Raw genomic sequence first — 18,345 nt, 5'->3', positions numbered from 1 at the left:
CGGGAGGAAGGGCGGCCGGGGAGCACGGCTGCCCTGGGGGTTCCTCAGGCCGCCGTGGCCCGTCCGCCCGGTGCCGCCGGGCGCAGGCCGCGCAGCAGGCGCCGGATCCTGCGGGCCGCGCGGCGCGCGAAGGAGGAGGACGGCGTCTCCCGCCAGCCCGGGAAGGCGCGGGCCTCGCGCGGCTCGGCGAGGTAGATCCGGTCGGGGATGCCCGCCTGGGCGGAACGGAAGTGCGGGTAGGCCAGGTAGAGCCGGGTGCCCCGCCGCTCCAGCACGGCCTCGGGCTCCTTCTTGGCCCGGACGAACTCCACGACGTCCTTGAGCAGATCGGGCCGCTGCCGGGCCACCAGGTGCAGCCGCAGCCGCTCGTGCACCCGGAGGCGGCAGGCCACGCCCTCGTTCCAGTGGGCGTCCATCAGCGGCCCCGCCAGCTCCATCTTGTGCCGCCGGACCTGCTCGGAGTCCTTGAGGAACTTCGGCCCGAACTGGGGCAGCAGGGTGATGAGGAAGGGCCGGACCATGAGGCTGTCCCGCCTCGCGCCCTCGGGGACCATCTCGGAGATCAGGTTCATCAGGGCGCGCGCGGAGTCGAAGCGCAGGGTGTAGCTGCCGCTCTTGGTCACGTGCTTGCCGTCGTCGCGGCCGACCAGGTAGTAGCAGGTGTGGTCGGCGATCACCGAGACGCCGTCGGCCCGCAGATAGGCCTCCATGGTGAACAGCGCGTCCTCGCCGGTGAACAGCGACTCGTCGAAGCGCATGCCGTGGCGCTCCAGCAGCGCGCGGCGGAACAGCTTCTGCGCGCTGAGGGTGAACTTGATGTTGGAGGAGAACACGTCGGTGCGCCCCACCGTCCTGCCCCACATCGACTTGGGGGCGGTGCGCCTGATGCCCTCGACCTTGCCGAGCACGACGTCCGTGCCGTTCTCGTCGGCGATGGCGGTCATGCGCTCCAGCGCCTCGGGGCCGAGCCGGTCGTCGGCGTCCAGGAAGAAGACGTAACGCCCCGTTGCCTTGCCGAGGCCGACGTTGCGCGGGCCGCTGGGGCCGCCGGAGTTCTCCTGGTGGATGACGGTGACGGACATCGGGGCGCGGGCGGCGAACTCCTCCAGGCACTCCCCCGTGCCGTCGGTGGAACCGTCGTCGACCGCGATCACCTCGATCCGGGCCGGGTCCAGGGTCTGTGCCTCCACCGACGCCAGGCAGTCGACCAGGTACGGCATCGCCTCGTACGCCCCGATGATCACGCTGACGTCAGGCTGCGGCACGGTCACACGTCCCCCTGTTCACATATCCCCCAGGTCAACGGAAGATTTCTCCCGTATCGCATCAATCACTACCTCTTTAGACGGCCGACCCCGGTGCACGGTTGCGCGCGGCACATGGATTCGTGACACGGGTCACATGGCGAACGGACTGAGGACGACGCTAGGCGGCGGGAGTAAGAGATGGGAAAGGCCCGGTTCCGAGGGTCTTGTCCTCGGAACCGGGCCTGGGGGCCTGGTGGCGCGGGGCCGGTGTGTCCGGTGGCCGTGCGTCCGGCGGCGGTCAGCCCGCGGTCACGCCGTCCGTCTCACCGGCCGACGCCATCCGCTGTCCCGGCACCGCGTTCGCCAGCGCCGTCTCGGCGGTGCCGCCGCCGGCGCGGGTGGCCTGGCCGACGTTGCGGGTCTCGGCCTTGAGCGCGAGGTTGGCCACCGCGGTGTTGAACTGCTCGATGGACGTGGGCTCGTCCGGGCCGAGCAGGTACTGCTTGAGCTCCGCGCGCTCCCCGGCCAGCGGGTCGGCCGCCGGGTCGCGCACCGCGCCGAGCAGCTCGCCCAGCTCGGCCGCGCTGTTGGAGAGGATCACGGCGGCGCGCACCGCGGTGTTGTTCCGCCTGAACTCCTCGACGCCGAGCTCCGCGGAGTCCGTCACCGCGTACGGCTTGCCGCTGGCGATGAAGTCGGAGACCACGCTGGAGATGTCGGAGACCATCGCGTCGGAGACGTTGAAGCAGTCGTACAGCCGGGGCTCGGCGCCGGTGATGACGCGGTGCTGCCAGCTGCCGAAGGAGCGCCAGTAGGCCTCGTTCCACTCGGCGCGCAGCCGGGCGGTCTCCTCGTGCCGGGCCACGTCGAGCAGGCCGTCACGGGTGGCCTCGGCCTCGTCGCGCTTCTCGCCGCCCCTGCCGGCCAGCACGGCGAGCCGGGCCTCGACACGGGCCAGCTCGGCCTTGGCCTGCGCCCGGGTCGCGGCCTGGTCGGCGGTCTCGGCGGTGAAGCGCGGGTCGGCGGCGCGCGCGGCGGCGGCCTTCTCGACCAGGGCGACGATCCGCTGGTGCGTGGCCTTGGCCTGCGCGCTGCGGGTGCCGGTGAAGGGGTGCGGCTTGTACAGGACGCGGACCGGCGGGTCGGCCTGCACCAGTTTCCTCACGATGTTCTCACCCGCGAGAAGGATGGACGTATTGCCCGGGTTGTCGTCCCAGCCCTCCCAGGTGGGGGCGTACAGGACCGTGGGGATACGGCCCTCGGGCACGCCCTGCCAGGTCTGGATCGGGGCGAGCTGCGGGCGTCCGACCTCGGCGATGTCGTCGTCGCGGACGCCGACGTCGGCGATGGCGTAGCGGTCGCGGCCCGCGCGGCCGGCGGTCCACACCTCGTCGTAGACCTTGCTGAACGGGTTGACGCTGGCCAGCTTGTCGCTGTCGCCGTGGCCGATGAAGACGTGCTTCATGGTGGGCACGCGCAGCATGTGGATGTTCTTGCCCACGTTCGCCGCGTACAGCGCGACCCGCACGCTGGACAGGTCCATGTTCATCAGGTGCACCCCTCCGGGCACGCAGATGACCGGGACCGTCGTGGGAGCCAGGTTGGACAGGATGACCCGCTCGCGCAGGATGATCAGCGGCCGGGTGTCCAGCTGCTCCATCGTCTCCAGCCACATGTTGACCTGGTACGCGGAGTCCCGGGAGCCGGAGAAGTACAGCACGGTCTGCGGCTGGTACTCGCGCAGCCAGTCGTCGACGGCGGCCAGCACCGTCTCGGCCCGCGGCGGGACCTTGCGGCCGCGGACGTACGGCACCAGGGCGAGGACGTAGAGGATGCCGAGGCCCAGGGTGGCGGCGATGCCGACGTAGGCGTACAGCGCCCGCGCGGTGGCCGCCGCGACCACGACGCCCGCGACGGCGGGGAGGTCGAGGTGGAGCATCTTCTCCGCGGAGCGGTGCAGCAGGCGGCGCGGCGGCGCGTCGGGGATGCGGATGCGGGAGGCCAGGTCCACGTTGCGGGTGGCGACCGGCATCCGGCGGCGGTTGCGGATCAGGGTGACCAGGGCGCCGTGCGGGGCCTGGAGGCCGTAGAAGGCGATGAAGCAGGCGGTGGCGATGTAGAAGACCAGGTCGTCCGCGAGGTCGAGGCGGGCGAGCAGCAGGACGAGGAGCAGCTGGCGGACCAGGAAGCGGATGGACAGGCCCGCCCGCACCTTGCCGAGGCGGTTGATCAGGTAGCTGCCCTTGCGGTGCAGATAGTGGTCCGCCAGGTACGTCACGGCGGCCGCGGCCGCGAAGGCGTACACGCTCGGGACGAGCGCGGCCAGCATGACGCAGGGGAAGCCCAGCATCATGAGGGCCGCCGCGGCCAGTTCGGCCGCGCTGCCCACCCGGGCGACGCGTATAGCGGTGGATATCACGGGGGAACCTGCTCTGGGAGGGGTGCCGGTTTTGTCAGTGAATGGTCTGCATGGTCGTGAATTGCCGTAATTGGGCTCGGAATACCGAATCGACGGGAATGGGACCTTGCGAAACGCTGTGAATATTCGGAAACGACGGGGAAACTGACGGCTCAGGCCTCTGTGAACCCCCGGCGAACGGGAAACCACAGAGGCCTGAAGGGCAGATGTCTGTTTAGCAGATGATTATGCCACGCCGTCCTGGCGGTCCAGGACTCCCGCGAGCGCCTGCTCGAATCCGGAGGCCTTGGAGGCGCCCGCCGTCGGGTCCTGCTGACGCACGTCGATCACGTGTCCGGTCAGCTCCGACAGCAGCACGTCGAGCGAGGTGCGGGCCACGGCCTCGGAGGAGAGCAGGCTGCCCGCCGGCTCCTGGCCGAAGGCCTTGGTGCGCATCGGGGTGGCGGTGCGCTCGGGGTTGACGCAGTTGACGCGGATGCCGTCGCCGGCCCACTCGTCGGACAGCGCCTGGGTGAGGTTCACCATGGCGGCCTTGGTGGAGGAGTACAGGCTGTACTCGGCGCGGCCGCGGGTGTAGCTGCTGGAGGTGTAGAGCAGCAGCTGGCCCTTGGTCTCCGCGAGGTACTTGTAGGAGGAGCGCGCGATCTGCACCGGGGCCAGGTAGTTGACCTTCAGCGCCTCCTCGATGGTGGCGTTGTCGGTCTCGGCGAGCTTGCCGATGCGCAGCACGCCCGCGGTGTTGACGACGTAGTCGATCCGGCCGGTCTCCGCGTACGCCTTGGACAGCGCGTCGTCGACCTCCTCCGGGTTCTCCACGTGGGTGCCGGTGGTGGAGCGGCCCAGCGCGTAGACGCTCGCGCCGTAGGACTCGGCCAGCTCGGCGATGTCCTTGCCGATGCCGTAGGAGCCGCCGAAGATGACCACGGTCTTTCCGGAGAGGAGCTCCCGGTAGACCCCCTCGCCCTTCTGCTCCGGCGCGGCCGTGGAGGCCAGCTGGAAGAGCTTGTCGGCGATGAAGACGTCGACGGGCTGGGTGACCTTCATGTTGTACTCGTCGCCCGCGACGACGTGGATCGGCACGTCCGGCAGGTACTTGAGCACGACGGAGCAGTCGTCCGTCGCCTGGAAGTTGGGGTCGCCGGCGGCGACCTCGTAGGCGCGGCGGATCGTGGACAGCTTGAAGGCCTGCGGGGTCTGGCCGCGGCGCAGCCGGGAGCGGTCCGGGATCTCGGTGATGAACTCGCCGTCCTCACCGTGGGTGCGGGTGACGATGATGGTGTCCGCCGAGGGGATGGCGACGTCCACGGCCTGGAAGCGGTCCAGCGCCGTCACGCAGTCGTCGATGACGCGCTGCGACAGCAGCGGGCGCACGGCGTCGTGGAAGAGGACGTTGCGGTCCTCGCCCTCGGCCAGGCCCTCGCCCAGGGCGGAGATGGCGCGCTCGGTGGTCTCGTTCCGCGTCGAGCCGCCCTCGATGATCTTCGTTACCTTGCGGAACCCGGTCTTGGCGACGATCTTCTCCACGTCCGGCACATAACCCGGCGCCATCAGCACGATGATGTCGTCGATGGAGTCGGCGTTCTCGAAGGTGGTCAGGGTGTGCTCGATGACTGCCTTGCCGGCGATCTTCAGCAACTGCTTGGGGATCGACAGACCCACGCGCTGACCGGTACCGCCGGCCAGGATCACTGCGGTGGTACGGGGCTTGGCTATGTGCTGGGACACAGGTGACCTACCTTGGCGCAATCGGGAACCCGGAAATGCTCCCACTTGTGGTTACCGCTGTGCAAGGTGAGTGACCTCCGGCGCATATCCGCGCGCAACCTGTCATTAACCTTGCACGGCTGGTGATTGACGACGCCCCGGGAGCCCTCGGGAATTGCTGTGAGTAACTCCACAGGGGTTCGATCATTGCCGTGCGTGACCCCGCGTCGGGCGGCGAGCGACACGGAGGATGACGCCTCGTCGGCCCAGCGCCGCAGCAACACTTCGGACACTTCGGGCTTTTACGAAGATTCCGCCGCGGTCTGCGGCGTGGCCGCCGCCGACGGCAGGGCGGGGCGGGTCTTCACATCCTCGGATGCCGGACCGCACGCGTTCTTCATAAGCGGCACCGCGCCGTTGCGGACGAGTCGGGAATAGGGCTCTGCGGTAAGGCCATTGCCCCGGAATTCCACATCAAGATTCCGCAGCATTTCGGTCTCGGAGCGGGTGCCGCGGCGATTCGCCGGGCCGCCTCGACCGCGTGCGGGTCAGACCACCGCGACGCCGGGCCGGCCCGCCTCGACGCGCAGCCGGGCCAGCGTGCTCGTGACCGCCGAGGGCCGCGCCACCGTGTCCACGATCCGCACCCGCGCGTCGATGCCGTCCCGGCGGACGTCGAAGAGGTGGTAGCCGCGGTGGGCGTCGACCACCTTCCAGTGCGGGTTGTCCGCCCGGCGCGGGTCCCACTCGGCGCGGAACGCGGCCTGGTCCTGGTCGCCGTTGCTGGAGACGGAGGTGCCGACGAACTCGGCGCCCACGACGGCGGAGTGCGGGTCGGCGAAGTCCTCCTTCAGGTCGCTGACCATCGTCAGGTGCCGGTCGCCACTGAGCACGACGGGGTTGCGCACCCTCCTGAACTCCTTGAGCAGGGCGTTGCGTTCGGCCTGGTAGCCGTCCCAGGCGTCGCAGTACCACAGCTTGCCCGGGCCGGCCCGGAGGTCGGCCTCGGCCATCATGATCTGCGAGGCGATCAGGTTCCAGCGGGCCGGCGAGTGGTGCAGACCGTCGAGCAGCCACGCCCTCTGCCGGGCGCCGAGCATGGTCCGCGCCGGGTCCTTGGCACGGGCCTGCGTGGCCGGCCGGGCGCTGCGGAACTGGCGGGTGTCCAGGACGTTCAGCCGGACCAGCCGGCCGAACTCGAGGCGCCGGTGCATCCGGATGTGCGGACCCGAGGGGACGGCGGTGGCCCGGACCGGCATGTGCTCGTAGTACGCCCGGTAGGCCGCGGTCAGCCGGGCGACGAACGCGTGGTGTGTCTGCCTGCGGGGGTTCTGCGGGATCTCACCGGCGAAGTTGTTGTCCACCTCGTGGTCGTCGAAGGCGACCACCCAGGGGGTGTGCGCGTGCAGGGCCACGAGCTCCGGGTCGGTGCGGTACTGGGCGTAGCGGTTGCGGTACTGCTCCAGGGTGTGCGGCTCCCCCGTGCCCTCGTGCCTGCGCACGGCCGTCGCCGACGGCGCGGACTCGTAGATGTAGTCGCCGACGAACAGGACGACGTCCGGGTCCTGCCGGAGCATGTCGGCGTACGGCGTGAAGTAGCCGTGCTGCCAGTTCTGGCAGGAGGCCAGCGCCAGGCGCAGCGCGCGGTTCCGGCTGTGCGGGTGGGGCGCGGTGCGGGTGCGGCCGACGGGCGAGAGCCGGCCGCCGACACGGAAGCGGTACCAGTAGGCGCGGTCCGGGAGCAGACCCCGTACGTCCACGTGCACGCTGTGCCCGTACTCGGGCCGGGCCGGTGCCACGCCCCGGCGCACGGTCTTCGCGAACCGCTCGTCGGCGGCGATCTCCCACTCCACGGGGACCACCCGGCGGGGCATGCCGCCGCCGTTCAGCGGGTCGGGGGCGAGCCGGGTCCACAGCACGACGCCGTCCGGCAGCGGGTCGCCGGAGGCGACGCCGAGGCCGAACACGTGCTCGGGCAGCGGGGTTCGGGGGGTCCGGGCGGCGGCCGGGAGCCACCGCGGTGCGGAGGCCGCGGCGCCCAGCACGGCGGCACCGGCGCTCAGGAAGCGGCGGCGGTCGGTCGACGGTGCTCCGGTCATCGGCGAACTCCCCTGCCTCACGGTCCTCTTGGACAACCGGAAGCTCCCGCGGCCGGACGGTCCGGTCGCTGGACGGGAGTGCTCAGGCGCACGGCGCGTCGGCGGACGGCAGAAGACCCGTCGCGGCAGGCGCGCCGCGAGGGACGTGAGCGTGCCACAACGGGCCGTGGAAGGCGGGCGCCCACCGGGGCGTGTCGCGGCACCCGCTACCGGAACCGCCCCAGTGGCCGAATCCGGGGCCGAGTCGGGCGCCGGCCGCGACGGTGCCGAGGGGTGTCCGCGCCGAAGGTGAGGGGGGTTCGACGGCGGCACGCCCGTGGACGTGAACCTGAAGACCGCACCGAACCGGCGTTCGCGTTCTCCCCCGGCGCGCCGACGGCGAGGCCGGCCCGGCCGTCGTGGCCGGCGTCGGGGAGGCGCAGCGCCCTGCCGAAGGTGTCGGCCCCCTCGACGGTGCCCGGGACGCCCGCGGTGTTCTGGCTGAACACCTGCTACGTCTCGATGCGCAGCCCGCTCGCCGAGCCGTAGAGCACGGCGCCGTAGCCGGCGCCCTTCTTGCCGCCCACGGTGGCCCAGGGCGCCGCCACGGCGAGGTCGGCGTAGCCGTCACCGTCGAACTCGTCGCGCGGTGCCGCCCCGACGGTCCGCGTGCCCGCCACCGCGTGCGGGGCGGGCAGCAGGGCCGCGCCGGTCACCGCGAGCATGACGGCGAGGCCCGTGCGCCACGCACCTCCGCGTCCGGTCCTCGCCTTCCCTGGTGGTGGGTCGTCACGTCAGTCGTTGAGCGAGGCGCCGAACCGGGCGCCTGTGGCGGGCAACCCCATGGTCACCGGGCCGAACGAGAAGGAACCGGTGGCACTGGTCCCCGAGGACGTGGCGGCGAAGACCCAGGCGGCACCGTTGCCGGCGTTCTCGGCCGGGTCGCCGACGGCCAGGCTGTCCTTCCGGTCGCCGTTGGTGTCCCCCAGGGCGGTCTCCGCGCCGAACCGGTCGGCCTTCTCCGCGGCGCCGGGCACCCCGGCGGTGTCCTGGCTGAACGCCTTGGCACCCGTGCCGGTCAGGCCGTTGGCGCTGCCGCGCAGCACGAGCACGCTGCCCGCGTCGGTGACACCTCCGAGGTCCTCGCCCGGGAGCCCGGTCGCCACATCCTGGTAGCCGTCCCCGTCGGTGTCCCCGATCGAGAGCGCCGAGCCCATGCCGTCGCCGTACTCGCCCGCGCCCGGCACACCGGAGGTGTCCTGGTTGACCCACACCGGCTTGCGTGTGGTCGAGACACCACCCGGACCGCCGTAGACGACACCGAGCGCGCCGCCCCTGGTGGGCAGTTCGGCGTCGCTGTCGAAGCCGTCGAAGGAGTGGCCGACGACTATGTCGCCGTATCCGTCCCTGTTGAGGTCGCCGATCACGACCCCCTCGCCGCCGATGGGGCGGCCGGCGGCGTCCTTCAGGCCGCCCTCGGACGTGAAGCCGCCGGCTCCGCCCGTGAGCAGGACGGTGCCGCGCGAGTCGGGTTCGTCGGGGCTGCTCGTCCGTACGGCGATGTCGCCGACGCCGTCGCCGTTCACGTCGCCCGCCGCGACCGAGTTCGCGTTCAGGTCGTTCCGGGGGTCTACCGAGAAGTACGTGGTCCTGTTGCCGTAGGAGCCCCGCTCGAAGGGGCCGTGCACCACGGCACCGTCCGCGGTCGCCGACTCGGAGCCGTACTCTCCGTCCGGATCGGTCGACGTGGCGTCGACGCCGAGCCGTATCAGGTCGAGATGCCTGTCGCCGTCGACGTCGGCGACGGCGAAGCTCCGCAGGTGCATGGCGTCGGGCATGCCGACCAGTAGCTGCGGCGTGCCCGACAGACCTTTGGGGCCGCCCCAGTTGACCACGACGGTGCGGCCGGAGTAGCCGTCGACGGCGTGCCGCCACGCCACCGACGAGAGCAGGTCCGCGTACCCGTCCTCGTCCAGGTCGGCGCTCTGCAGGTCCGAACCGTAGCCGGTCTTCCCGTCCTCCTCGTTCGTCCGGCCGGACCAGGTCAGCACCTGCTTGCGCGAGGTCGACAGGCCGCCGGCGGAGCCGTAGAGGACACCGACCACCCCCGCCTTCGCCATGCTGCCCAGCGGGGTGCCGGGTGCCCCGATCGCCAGGTCGGGGTAGCCGTCGCCGTTGAAGTCGTCATGCAGGCGCTTGGTGCTGGGGGTGGTCGCGGTGGCGGAGGTGGTCGCGCTCACGGCCGGGACGAGCACGGCGGCGGCCGCGAGAGCGGCACCGGCCGCGAGGGCGACGCGCCCGCCGCGGGAGCGGGGCGAGCGGCGGTGCGGGTGCGCGGGCTGCTGACCTGGTTTTCTCATGTTTTCCCGTCGTCGGTGCTGTGGTGCGTATGCGTGGGTGGATCAGCGCGGAAATGCCCCACCCAGCCGGGCCCCGCTCGCGACCGTGCCCAGGGTGCGGGCGCCGAAGGAGAAGGAGCCGGTGGCCGTGGCTCCGGTGGAGGCGGCGCCGAAGACCCAGACGGCGCCCGCCTGGGCGTCCTCGCCGAGCGCGGCCACGACCGGCTCCGCCCTGCCGTCGCCGTTGCCGTCCACGAGGTGGGTGCCTGTACCGAACAGGTCGCCGCTCTCGGCCGTGCCGGGCACGCCGGCGGCGTCCTGGCTGAACACCCTGGTGCCGGCGCCGGTCGCGCCGTGCGGTCCGCCGGGCAACACGGCGAAGGTGCCGGCGTTCTTCAGGGCGCCGAAGTCCTCGTACGGAATCCCGGCGACGATGTCCCCGTACCCGTCGCCGTCGACATCGCCGATCGAGACCGACCGGCCGAACTCGTCCCCGGCCTCCTGGACGCCCGGCACTCCGGGCGTGTCCTGGGTGATCACCCGGGGAGCGCCGGCGGGGAGCCCGTCCGCGGTGGCGCGCAGGACCCGGAGCGAGTTCTCCCCCAGCACGAGGTCGGCTCGGCCGTCGCCGTCGAGGTCTCCGAGCGCCAGGGAGTCCGCCTGCTGCCCCGCCAGGTCCTCGAGCTCGACGGGCGCCCGCAGTCCGTCGCGGCCGCCGCGCGCGTAGTACACGTAGTTGCCGTAGTTCGTCTCGTCGTCCCAGTCGTCGGCCCGGGCCACCGTCACGAGGTCGTCGGTGCCGTCGCCGTCCGTGTCCCCGGCCGCCACGGCGACGTTCCTCAGGTCGCCCCCGCTGAAGTCCGCGCCGCTCTGGGTGGCGGCGGGAACCCCGTCGCGCCGGAACGGCCCGAAGGAGACGAGACCGTTGCGGGCCAGGTCCTGGTGTCCGTCGCCGTCGAAGTCGCCGGTGACGGACATGGGGGCCTGGTACCGCCCGGCGCCTTCGGCGGGCAGCGTCCTGCCCGAGACGAGCCCGCCGGGCCCGCCCCACAGCACGGTCCGGCGGCCCGTCCGGTCGATGCCGTCCTGCCGCCACTGTTCGGCCTGGGCCTCGACGACCAGGTCGGTGAACCCGTCCCCGTCCAGATCGGCCGCGGTGAGCCCCGAACCGAAGAGGTCGCCCGCCTCGACGCTGCCGGGAACCCCGGGGGACGCCTGCGTGTACACCTTCTTCGTCCCGGAACGGAGGCCGCCCGCAGCCCCGTACAGCACGGCGACGTAACCGGCCTTGGCCTTGCCGCCCACCGTCGCGGAGGGGGCGCTCACCGCCAGGTCCTCGTAGCCGTCCCCGTCGAAGTCCTGCTCCAGGGTCCTGGTGGCCCGGGCCGCGGGGGCGGTGGCGGTGGCGGGCCCGGCATGAGCGGACGACACCAAGGCGCCGGTCGCCGCGAGCAGCGCGAGGGCCGTCACGACGGTACGGCGCGTTCTCTGCGGAACGGTCTTGGACACATCGACTCCGGTGATCCGCGGGGGACTTGGCCGCGGAGGCGCAAGATCCCGCCACGGCGCACAGTACGACTCGCCGGAGAGGGAGGGGGTTGCTCTGGAAGGGGGAGCGATTTTCCCGGGTGGCGATCGAAGAGGGGTGCCCCCGAACCGGGGGCACCCCTCATGTCACGCCGTGCGTCCTGCGCCTCGGACGGCTCAGAACGGCTCGAAGCCGTCGTACTCGCGCTCGGACTCGTCGCGTTCGGCCTGGCGGTCGCGGCGGCGCTGGGCGGCCGGGCGGGCGCCCTCGAAGCGGTGGTCCTCGCCGCGCCGGCCGAGCATCTCCGCGCCGGCCGTCACCGAGGGCTCCCAGTCGAAGACGACCGCGTTGTCCTCGGGGCCGATGGCGACGCCGTCGCCGCCGCGGGCGCCCGCCTTCATCAGCTCCCCTTCGACACCGAGGCGGTTGAGGCGGTCGGCGAGGTAGCCGACGGCCTCGTCGTTGTTGAAGTCGGTCTGCCGCACCCAGCGCTCGGGCTTCTCGCCCCGCACCCGGAACAGCCCGTCCTCCTCGCGGGTCACCGTGAAGCCCGCGTCGTCGACGGCCTTCGGCCGGATGACGATGCGCGTCGCCTCCTCCGTCGGCCGGGCGGCCCGCGCCCGGCCGACGAGGTCGGCCAGCGCGAACGACAGCTCCTTCAGCCCCGTGTGCGCCACCGCCGACACCTCGAAGACGCGGTAGCCGCGCGCCTCCAGGTCGGGGCGGACCATCTCGGCGAGGTCCTTGCCGTCCGGCACGTCGATCTTGTTGAGGACGACGATGCGGGGACGGTTGTCCAGCCCGCCGTACTGCCGCAGCTCCTCCTCGATGACGTCGAGGTCGGAGGCCGGGTCGCGGTCGGACTCCAGGGTCGCGGTGTCCAGGACGTGCACGAGCACGCTGCACCGTTCCACGTGCCGCAGGAACTCCAGGCCCAGGCCCTTGCCCTGGCTGGCGCCGGGGATCAGGCCCGGCACGTCGGCGATGGTGTAGACGGTCGAACCCGCCGTCACCACACCGAGGTTGGGCACGAGGGTCGTGAACGGGTAGTCGGCGATCTTCGGCTTCGCCGCGCTCAGCACGGAGATCAGCGAGGACTTGCCCGCGCTCGGGTAGCCGACCAGCGCCACGTCGGCGACGGTCTTCAGCTCCAGGACGATGTCCCGCAGGTCCCCCGGCTCGCCCAGCAGCGCGAACCCGGGCGCCTTGCGCCGGGCCGAGGCCAGCGCCGCGTTGCCGAGGCCGCCCCGGCCGCCCTGCGCGGCGACGAACGAGGTGCCGTGGCCGACCAGGTCCGCGAGGACGTTGCCCGCCTTGTCGAGCACGACCGTGCCGTCCGGCACCGGCAGGACCAGGTCCTCGCCGTCCTTGCCCGAGCGGTTGCCGCCCTCGCCGGGCTTGCCGTTGGTGGCCTTGCGGTGCGGGGAGTGGTGGTAGTCGAGCAGCGTGGTGACGGACTGGTCGACGGTGAGGATCACGTCGCCGCCGCGCCCACCGTTGCCGCCGTCCGGTCCGCCCAGCGGCTTGAACTTCTCACGGTGGACGGAGGCACAGCCGTGACCTCCGTTACCCGCGGCGACATGCAGTTCGACGCGGTCCACGAAGGTGGTCATGGTCAGTGCCTCCAGAAACGTGTGGATCTACTACGAAGTGACAACACGCGAAAGGCGGACCCGCCTTCCCACCCGGGAAGTGAGGTCCGCCTCGCGAGACATTCGGTCTGAGCCCTGGGAGTCAGGGCCCTGGGAGTCAGGCGACTCAGGCGACCGGAACGATGTTCACGACCTTGCGGCCACGGTGGGTACCGAACTCCACCGAACCGGCCTGCAGCGCGAACAGCGTGTCGTCGCCGCCGCGGCCGACGCCCGCGCCGGGGTGGAAGTGGGTGCCGCGCTGGCGGACCAGGATCTCACCCGCGTTCACGACCTGACCGCCGAAGCGCTTCACGCCGAGCCGCTGGGCGTTGGAGTCGCGACCGTTCCGGGTGGACGATGCGCCCTTCTTGTGTGCCATCTGTTCTCAGTCCCTTACTTCGCAGCCGTGGGGATCTCAGTGACCTTGATCGCCGTGTACTGCTGGCGGTGGCCCTGACGACGGCGGTAGCCGGTCTTGTTCTTGTAGCGCAGAATGTCGATCTTCTGGCCCTTGTGGTGGTCCACGACCTCGGCCTGGACCTTGATACCGGCCAGCACCCACGGGTCGCTGGTCACAGCGTCGCCGTCGACAACGAGCAGGGTCGAGAGCTCGACCGTGTCGCCAACCTTGGCGGTGGAAATCTTGTCAACCTCAACGATGTCGCCGACAGCAACCTTGTGCTGGCGACCACCGCTGCGCACGATGGCGTACACGCGGATCTCACTCTCTCGCTCGGGAACGGCACCCCCGCAGTCCAGCCGCCCGACATGCGTGGACGACCTCTCCCGGCCAGCCCTGTGCCCGGGAGGAAAGAGGTTTACGGGGATGTGGCGCGCTCAGTGACACGCCGACGGTCAAGGTTACGGGGCCACGGCCAAGGGGGTCAAACCGGGCCGGGGCCCGGGGGTGTGCGTCCGGTCACGCGGACCGGGCGCACACCCCGGGGCCGACGGGCGTCAGCCCTCGTCGGTGGCGGCCGAGACCGAGGACAGCGTCTGCTGCGCCGCCGCGGTCTTCTTCGACGCCGACTTCTTCGCGGCCGTGGCCGTCTTGGCGGTCTTCGCCGCCTTCTTGGCCGTGGCCTTCTTGGCGGCGGTCTTCTTGGCCGCCGTCTTCTTGGTCGCGGCCTTCTTCGCCGTGGCCTTCTTGGCGGCCTTGCGGGCCGTCTTCTTGGCCGGAGCCGCTTCCTCGCCGGCCTCGGCCGCCTCGGCGCCCTCCTGGACACCGGGCTCCTGGGCGGTGACGCCCTCGGCCTCGGGAGCCGACGGGACGACCACGACGGCCGTCTCCTCGGTCGCGGTCGGCGCGGTGGCCTTGCGCACGGCACGGCGCCGCGGACGGGCCGGGGCGGCGCTCTCCGCGACGGCCTCGGGCTGTGCGGCCTGCTCCGCCGGGCCGGCCTGCTCCGCCTGCCCGGCCGCCGGGGCGGCCTCCTCGGCCTGCGGCGCGGGCTCGGCCACCGTCACCACGGCCGCCTCGGCCCCCTCGGGGGAACCGGCCGGCGCCGACACCTTGCGGGTCGCGCGACGGCGCGTACGGCCCTTGGGAGCGGCCTCCTCGGCGGCCGCGGCCGCGGCGCGCGCGGCGGCGACGACCGGGTCCTCCACCGCCACGGGCTCGGCCTTGGCCTCCTCGGCCGGCTCCGGACGCACCGGGCGCTCGGCCTCCTGCCGGGCGGTCACCTCCTGCGCCGTCGGGGCCGCGCCGGCCCCGTCGGCACCGGCCTTCGGCGCGCCGGCGGGAGCGGACACCCGCCGGGTCGCCCGGCGCCGCGAGCGGCCACGGGTGGCCGCCGCCTCCGCCTCGGCGATGCTGCTGTACAGCTCCTCGTCCGGCGCGAAGGCCTCCGCCGGCGGAACCGGCGCGGGCGCCACGGCGACCTCCGCGACCGCCTCCGTCTCGGCCTCGCGCTCCGCCTCTTCCTCGGCGGTCTCGGCGGCCTCCACGGCCTCGTGCGGCACCTCGGCACCGGCGCGGGCGCGCTTGCGGCGCTTGCCGCCGTTCCCGGCGGCCGCCGGCTGCTCCATGTGCACGATGACACCGCGGCCGTTGCAGTGGACGCAGGTCTCGGAGAACGACTCCAGCAGGCCCTGGCCGACCCGCTTGCGGGTCATCTGGACCAGGCCCAGCGACGTCACCTCGGCCACCTGGTGCTTCGTACGGTCCCGGCCCAGGCACTCCAGCAGGCGCCGCAGCACCAGGTCGCGGTTCGACTCCAGGACCATGTCGATGAAGTCGATGACGATGATGCCGCCGAGGTCGCGCAGCCGGAGCTGGCGCACGATCTCCTCGGCCGCCTCCAGGTTGTTCCGGGTGACCGTTTCCTCGAGGTTGCCGCCCTGACCGGTGAACTTGCCGGTGTTGACGTCGACGACGACCATCGCCTCGGTCCGGTCGATCACCAGCGAACCGCCGCTGGGCAGCCAGACCTTGCGGTCCAGCGCCTTGGCGAGCTGCTCGTCGATCCGGTACGTGGCGAAGACGTCGACCTCGGAGGTCCACCGCGAGAGCCGCTCGGCCAGGTCCGGCGCGACGTGCGAGACATAGCCGTGGATGGTCTCCCAGGCGTCGTCACCGCTGACGACGACCTTGGAGAAGTCCTCGTTGAAGATGTCGCGCACGACCCGGACGGTCATGTCCGGCTCGCCGTACAGCAGCGTCGGCGCGTTGCCGCTCTTGGCCTTCTTCTTGATCTCGTCCCACTGCGCCTGCAGCCGCTCGACGTCCCGGCGCAGCTCGTCCTCGCTCGCGCCCTCGGCGGCGGTGCGCACGATGACGCCCGCGTCCTCGGGGACGATCTTCTTGAGGATGGTCTTCAGCCGGGACCGCTCGGTGTCGGGCAGCTTGCGGCTGATGCCGGTCATCGAGCCCTCGGGCACGTACACGAGGTAGCGGCCCGGGAGGGAGACCTGGCTGGTCAGACGCGCGCCCTTGTGCCCGATCGGGTCCTTGGTCACCTGGACGAGCACGGACTGGCCGGACTTCAGGGCGGCCTCGATGCGGCGCGGCCCGTTGGCCATGCCCAGCGCCTCGAAGTTGACCTCGCCCGCGTACAGGACGGCGTTGCGGCCCTTGCCGATGTCGATGAAGGCGGCCTCCATCGACGGCAGGACGTTCTGCACCCGGCCCAGGTAGACGTTGCCGACGTACGAGGTCGACTGCTCCTTGTTGACGTAGTGCTCGACGAGCACGCCGTCCTCCAGGACGCCGATCTGCGTGCGGTCGCCGTGCTGACGGACGACCATCACACGCTCGACCGCCTCGCGGCGGGCCAGGAACTCGGCCTCGGTGATGATCGGCACCCGGCGGCGGCCCTGCTCACGGCCCTCGCGGCGGCGCTGCTTCTTGGCCTCCAGACGGGTGGAGCCCTTGATGGACTGCACCTCGTCGGACGGCTCGGAGGGCTTGCGCGGCTCGCGGACCTTGACGACGGTGCGCTCGGGGTCGTCGGCGGACGGCTCGCCCTCCCCGCCGGAGTCGCCCGCGCGGCGGCGGCGACGGCGACGGCGACGGCTGCTGCTGGAACCGGCGCCCCCGCCGGAGGACTGCTCCTGGTCGGCCTCGCCGCCCTCCTCGTCCTCCTCGAGCTGCTCGGCCGTGTCCTCGGCGTCCTGCTCGGCCTGCTCGGCGGCGAGTTCCTCGGACTCCTCCGCCTCCTCGTCACCGGAGGCGTCCTGCGACTCGCCCCGGCGGCGGCGACGGCCACCGCGGCGGCGGCGGCGGCGCGAACCGGTCTCCTCGGAGTCCTCGCCGTCGGCGGACTCCTCGGCCGACTCGGCCTCCTCGTCCTCAGCGGCGGCCTCGGCGGCCTGGGCCTCGGGCTCCTCGTCGGAGGCGGCGCCCCGGCGGCGACGGCGCCGGCGCGCGCCGCCCTGCTCATCCTGCTCGGGCTGCCCGGCCCGCTCCTTGCGGGGCGCCCCGGCGGCCTCGGGCTCCTCCGCGGCCTCGGGCTCCTCGGTCTGGGCGGCGGCAGCGGCGGCCGCCCGCTCCGGGGTCTGGAACTGCGGCTCGGCGAAGACGGGCGCCTGGAAGACGGCGACGGCGGGACGCGCCGGGCGGCGCGGGCCCTCGCCCTCGCCCTCGGCGGATCCGGCGGCCCGGCCGGGCTCGGCGAAGCCGGTGGCGGCACGCCGCACGGCCCGGCGCCGGGCGCGGCGCGGGGCGGCCTCCTCGGTCTCGGCGGCGGGAGCCTCGGCCTTCGCCCCGGCGGGCGCCTCGGCGGCGGCCTCGGAGACGGGCTCGGCGGTGGCGGCCGCCGGAGCGGCCTCGGCGGACTCGCTCACGGCCGCGGCGGACTCCGGCGCCGCCTCGGTGGCGGTCTCCTGACCGGCGGCGGTCTCGGCGGGCGCGGACGACCGGCGCGTGGCGCGCCGGCGGGTCCGGCGCGGAGCCGTCTCCTCGGCGGCGGCCTCGCCGCTCTCGTCGGGCTGCTGGGCAGCGGGCTCGGCGGCCGGGGCGGCCTCCGGGGACGCGACGGGCTCGGCGGGCTCGGCGGACTCGGCGGACTCGGCCTGCTGGGGCGCACCGGCGGGCGCGGACGCCCGGCGGGTGGCACGGCGGCGCGTACGGGCGGGGGGCGCGGCCTCGGCCGCGGTCTCGGCGGCGGCTTCGGCGGGCGCGGCGCCGGCGGCCTCCTGCGCGTCGCTCTCCGCGGCGGCGCTCGGCGCGGCCGCGGCGGGAACGAGGGTCTCGGCGCTCTCGGCTTCCCCGGCGGCCGCCGGGGAGGCAGCGGGCGCGGAGACCCGGCGCGTGGCACGACGGCGGGTCCGCCGGGGAGCGGCGTCCTCGTCGGTCGCCGCCTCCACGGACGCGGCGGCGGGCTCGGCGACGGCCGGTGCCTCGTCGGTGGCCGGGACCACGGTCTCGGCGGCGGCCTGGCCCCGGGAGGCCTCCGGCGTACCTGCGGGCACGGCGACCCGGCGGCGCGTACGACGCGTGGGGGCGGGCTCGGCGGCGACGGCCTCCTGGCCCTCGCCCTCCTCGCCTTCCTCGGTCTGGAGGGCCTCGGCGGCTTCGGCCGCGATGGCGCCCTCGGCGCCCTCGACGGTCCCGGTGGCCGCGGCGGCAGCGACGGGCTCCGCCTCGGCGGCCCGCTGCGTGGCGTCGTCCGCGAGGTCGGCGGACTCGGCGGCCGGTATGGCCGGAGCGGTGACCTCCGCCGTGCCCTCGGAGGAGGCCACGGGCGGGCCCGCGGGGCGGGACGCGGCACGGCGCCTGCGACGCGGCGGCAGGGTGTCGCTGGGGGTGTTCGATTCGGAGTCCGTCTTGGACCCGGTGGGTTCGATCGGCTCGAGCATGCGGGCGTATCTCCCGTCAGGCTCCCGGGCGCCGCGCCTGGTCCGGCGGGATGGCCGGTGACGTCCGCGGCTCGCGCGATGCGCGGTGCCGCCGTCCG

The 18,345-nt window shown here is 73.1% G+C and carries 11 protein-coding genes; all 11 read right to left on the bottom strand.

Annotated elements, in window-relative coordinates; genetic code table 11:
• Window positions 1–44: 44 nt before the first annotated feature.
• The 11 genes from ACIPM1_RS00220 to ACIPM1_RS00170 all read right to left on the bottom strand — a co-directional run bounded on the left by ACIPM1_RS00220 (window position 45) and on the right by ACIPM1_RS00170 (window position 18,247).
• Window positions 45–1,271 (bottom strand): glycosyltransferase family 2 protein, encoded by a 1,227-nt coding sequence (locus ACIPM1_RS00220; RefSeq protein ID WP_402426811.1) that lies wholly within the window; start codon window positions 1,269–1,271, stop codon window positions 45–47.
• Window positions 1,272–1,545: 274 nt separating this feature from the next.
• Complete coding sequence (locus tag ACIPM1_RS00215; protein WP_402426808.1) at window positions 1,546–3,666, bottom strand: hypothetical protein; 2,121 nt, start codon at window positions 3,664–3,666, stop codon at window positions 1,546–1,548.
• A 225-nt stretch (window positions 3,667–3,891) separates the two neighbouring features.
• A complete protein-coding gene (locus tag ACIPM1_RS00210; RefSeq protein WP_402426805.1) occupies window positions 3,892–5,391 on the bottom strand; it encodes a D-ribitol-5-phosphate cytidylyltransferase in 1,500 nt (499 codons plus the stop codon).
• Between the two features lie 527 nt (window positions 5,392–5,918).
• Entirely contained in the window at window positions 5,919–7,469 is a 1,551-nt protein-coding gene (locus ACIPM1_RS00205) for an alkaline phosphatase D family protein (protein ID WP_402426802.1), read from the bottom strand.
• A gap of 491 nt (window positions 7,470–7,960) precedes the next feature.
• Complete coding sequence (locus ACIPM1_RS00200; protein ID WP_402426799.1) at window positions 7,961–8,173, bottom strand: hypothetical protein; 213 nt, start codon at window positions 8,171–8,173, stop codon at window positions 7,961–7,963.
• Between the two features lie 69 nt (window positions 8,174–8,242).
• Window positions 8,243–9,808, bottom strand: a complete 1,566-nt coding sequence (locus ACIPM1_RS00195; RefSeq protein ID WP_402426796.1) for a VCBS repeat-containing protein — start codon at window positions 9,806–9,808, stop codon at window positions 8,243–8,245.
• 42 nt (window positions 9,809–9,850) lie between these two features.
• Window positions 9,851–11,296, bottom strand: coding sequence for an FG-GAP repeat domain-containing protein (locus ACIPM1_RS00190; RefSeq protein ID WP_402426794.1), 1,446 nt, complete (start codon window positions 11,294–11,296; stop codon window positions 9,851–9,853).
• Window positions 11,297–11,491: 195 nt separating this feature from the next.
• The gene (gene obgE / locus ACIPM1_RS00185) at window positions 11,492–12,928 is read right to left on the bottom strand and encodes a GTPase ObgE (protein ID WP_402426791.1); all 1,437 of its coding nucleotides are present in this window, start codon (window positions 12,926–12,928) and stop codon (window positions 11,492–11,494) included.
• Between the two features lie 145 nt (window positions 12,929–13,073).
• Entirely contained in the window at window positions 13,074–13,328 is a 255-nt protein-coding gene (rpmA, locus tag ACIPM1_RS00180; protein WP_356180782.1) for a 50S ribosomal protein L27, read from the bottom strand.
• A gap of 14 nt (window positions 13,329–13,342) precedes the next feature.
• Entirely contained in the window at window positions 13,343–13,663 is a 321-nt protein-coding gene (rplU, locus tag ACIPM1_RS00175) for a 50S ribosomal protein L21 (RefSeq protein ID WP_003990208.1), read from the bottom strand.
• Window positions 13,664–13,906: 243 nt separating this feature from the next.
• Window positions 13,907–18,247, bottom strand: a complete 4,341-nt coding sequence (locus ACIPM1_RS00170) for a ribonuclease E/G (RefSeq protein ID WP_402426787.1) — start codon at window positions 18,245–18,247, stop codon at window positions 13,907–13,909.
• Window positions 18,248–18,345 lie beyond the last annotated feature (98 nt).

Source organism: Streptomyces sp. NPDC086766, assembly GCF_044746005.1.
GTDB lineage: Bacteria > Actinomycetota > Actinomycetes > Streptomycetales > Streptomycetaceae > Streptomyces.
Note: the sequence above shows the minus strand (reverse complement) of the source record. Positions and strands in the feature narration are given on the sequence as shown.

What these genes read in the sequence shown, in the direction of transcription:
- ACIPM1_RS00205 (WP_402426802.1), bottom strand. Translation starts at nt 7,469, where the DNA reads ATGACCGGAGCACCGTCGACCGACCGCCGCCGCTTCCTGAGCGCCGGT.
- ACIPM1_RS00200 (WP_402426799.1), bottom strand. Translation starts at nt 8,173, where the DNA reads ATGCTCGCGGTGACCGGCGCGGCCCTGCTGCCCGCCCCGCACGCGGTG.
- ACIPM1_RS00195 (WP_402426796.1), bottom strand. Translation starts at nt 9,808, where the DNA reads ATGAGAAAACCAGGTCAGCAGCCCGCGCACCCGCACCGCCGCTCGCCC.
- obgE (WP_402426791.1), bottom strand. Translation starts at nt 12,928, where the DNA reads ATGACCACCTTCGTGGACCGCGTCGAACTGCATGTCGCCGCGGGTAAC.
- rpmA (WP_356180782.1), bottom strand. Translation starts at nt 13,328, where the DNA reads ATGGCACACAAGAAGGGCGCATCGTCCACCCGGAACGGTCGCGACTCC.
- ACIPM1_RS00170 (WP_402426787.1), bottom strand. Translation starts at nt 18,247, where the DNA reads ATGCTCGAGCCGATCGAACCCACCGGGTCCAAGACGGACTCCGAATCG.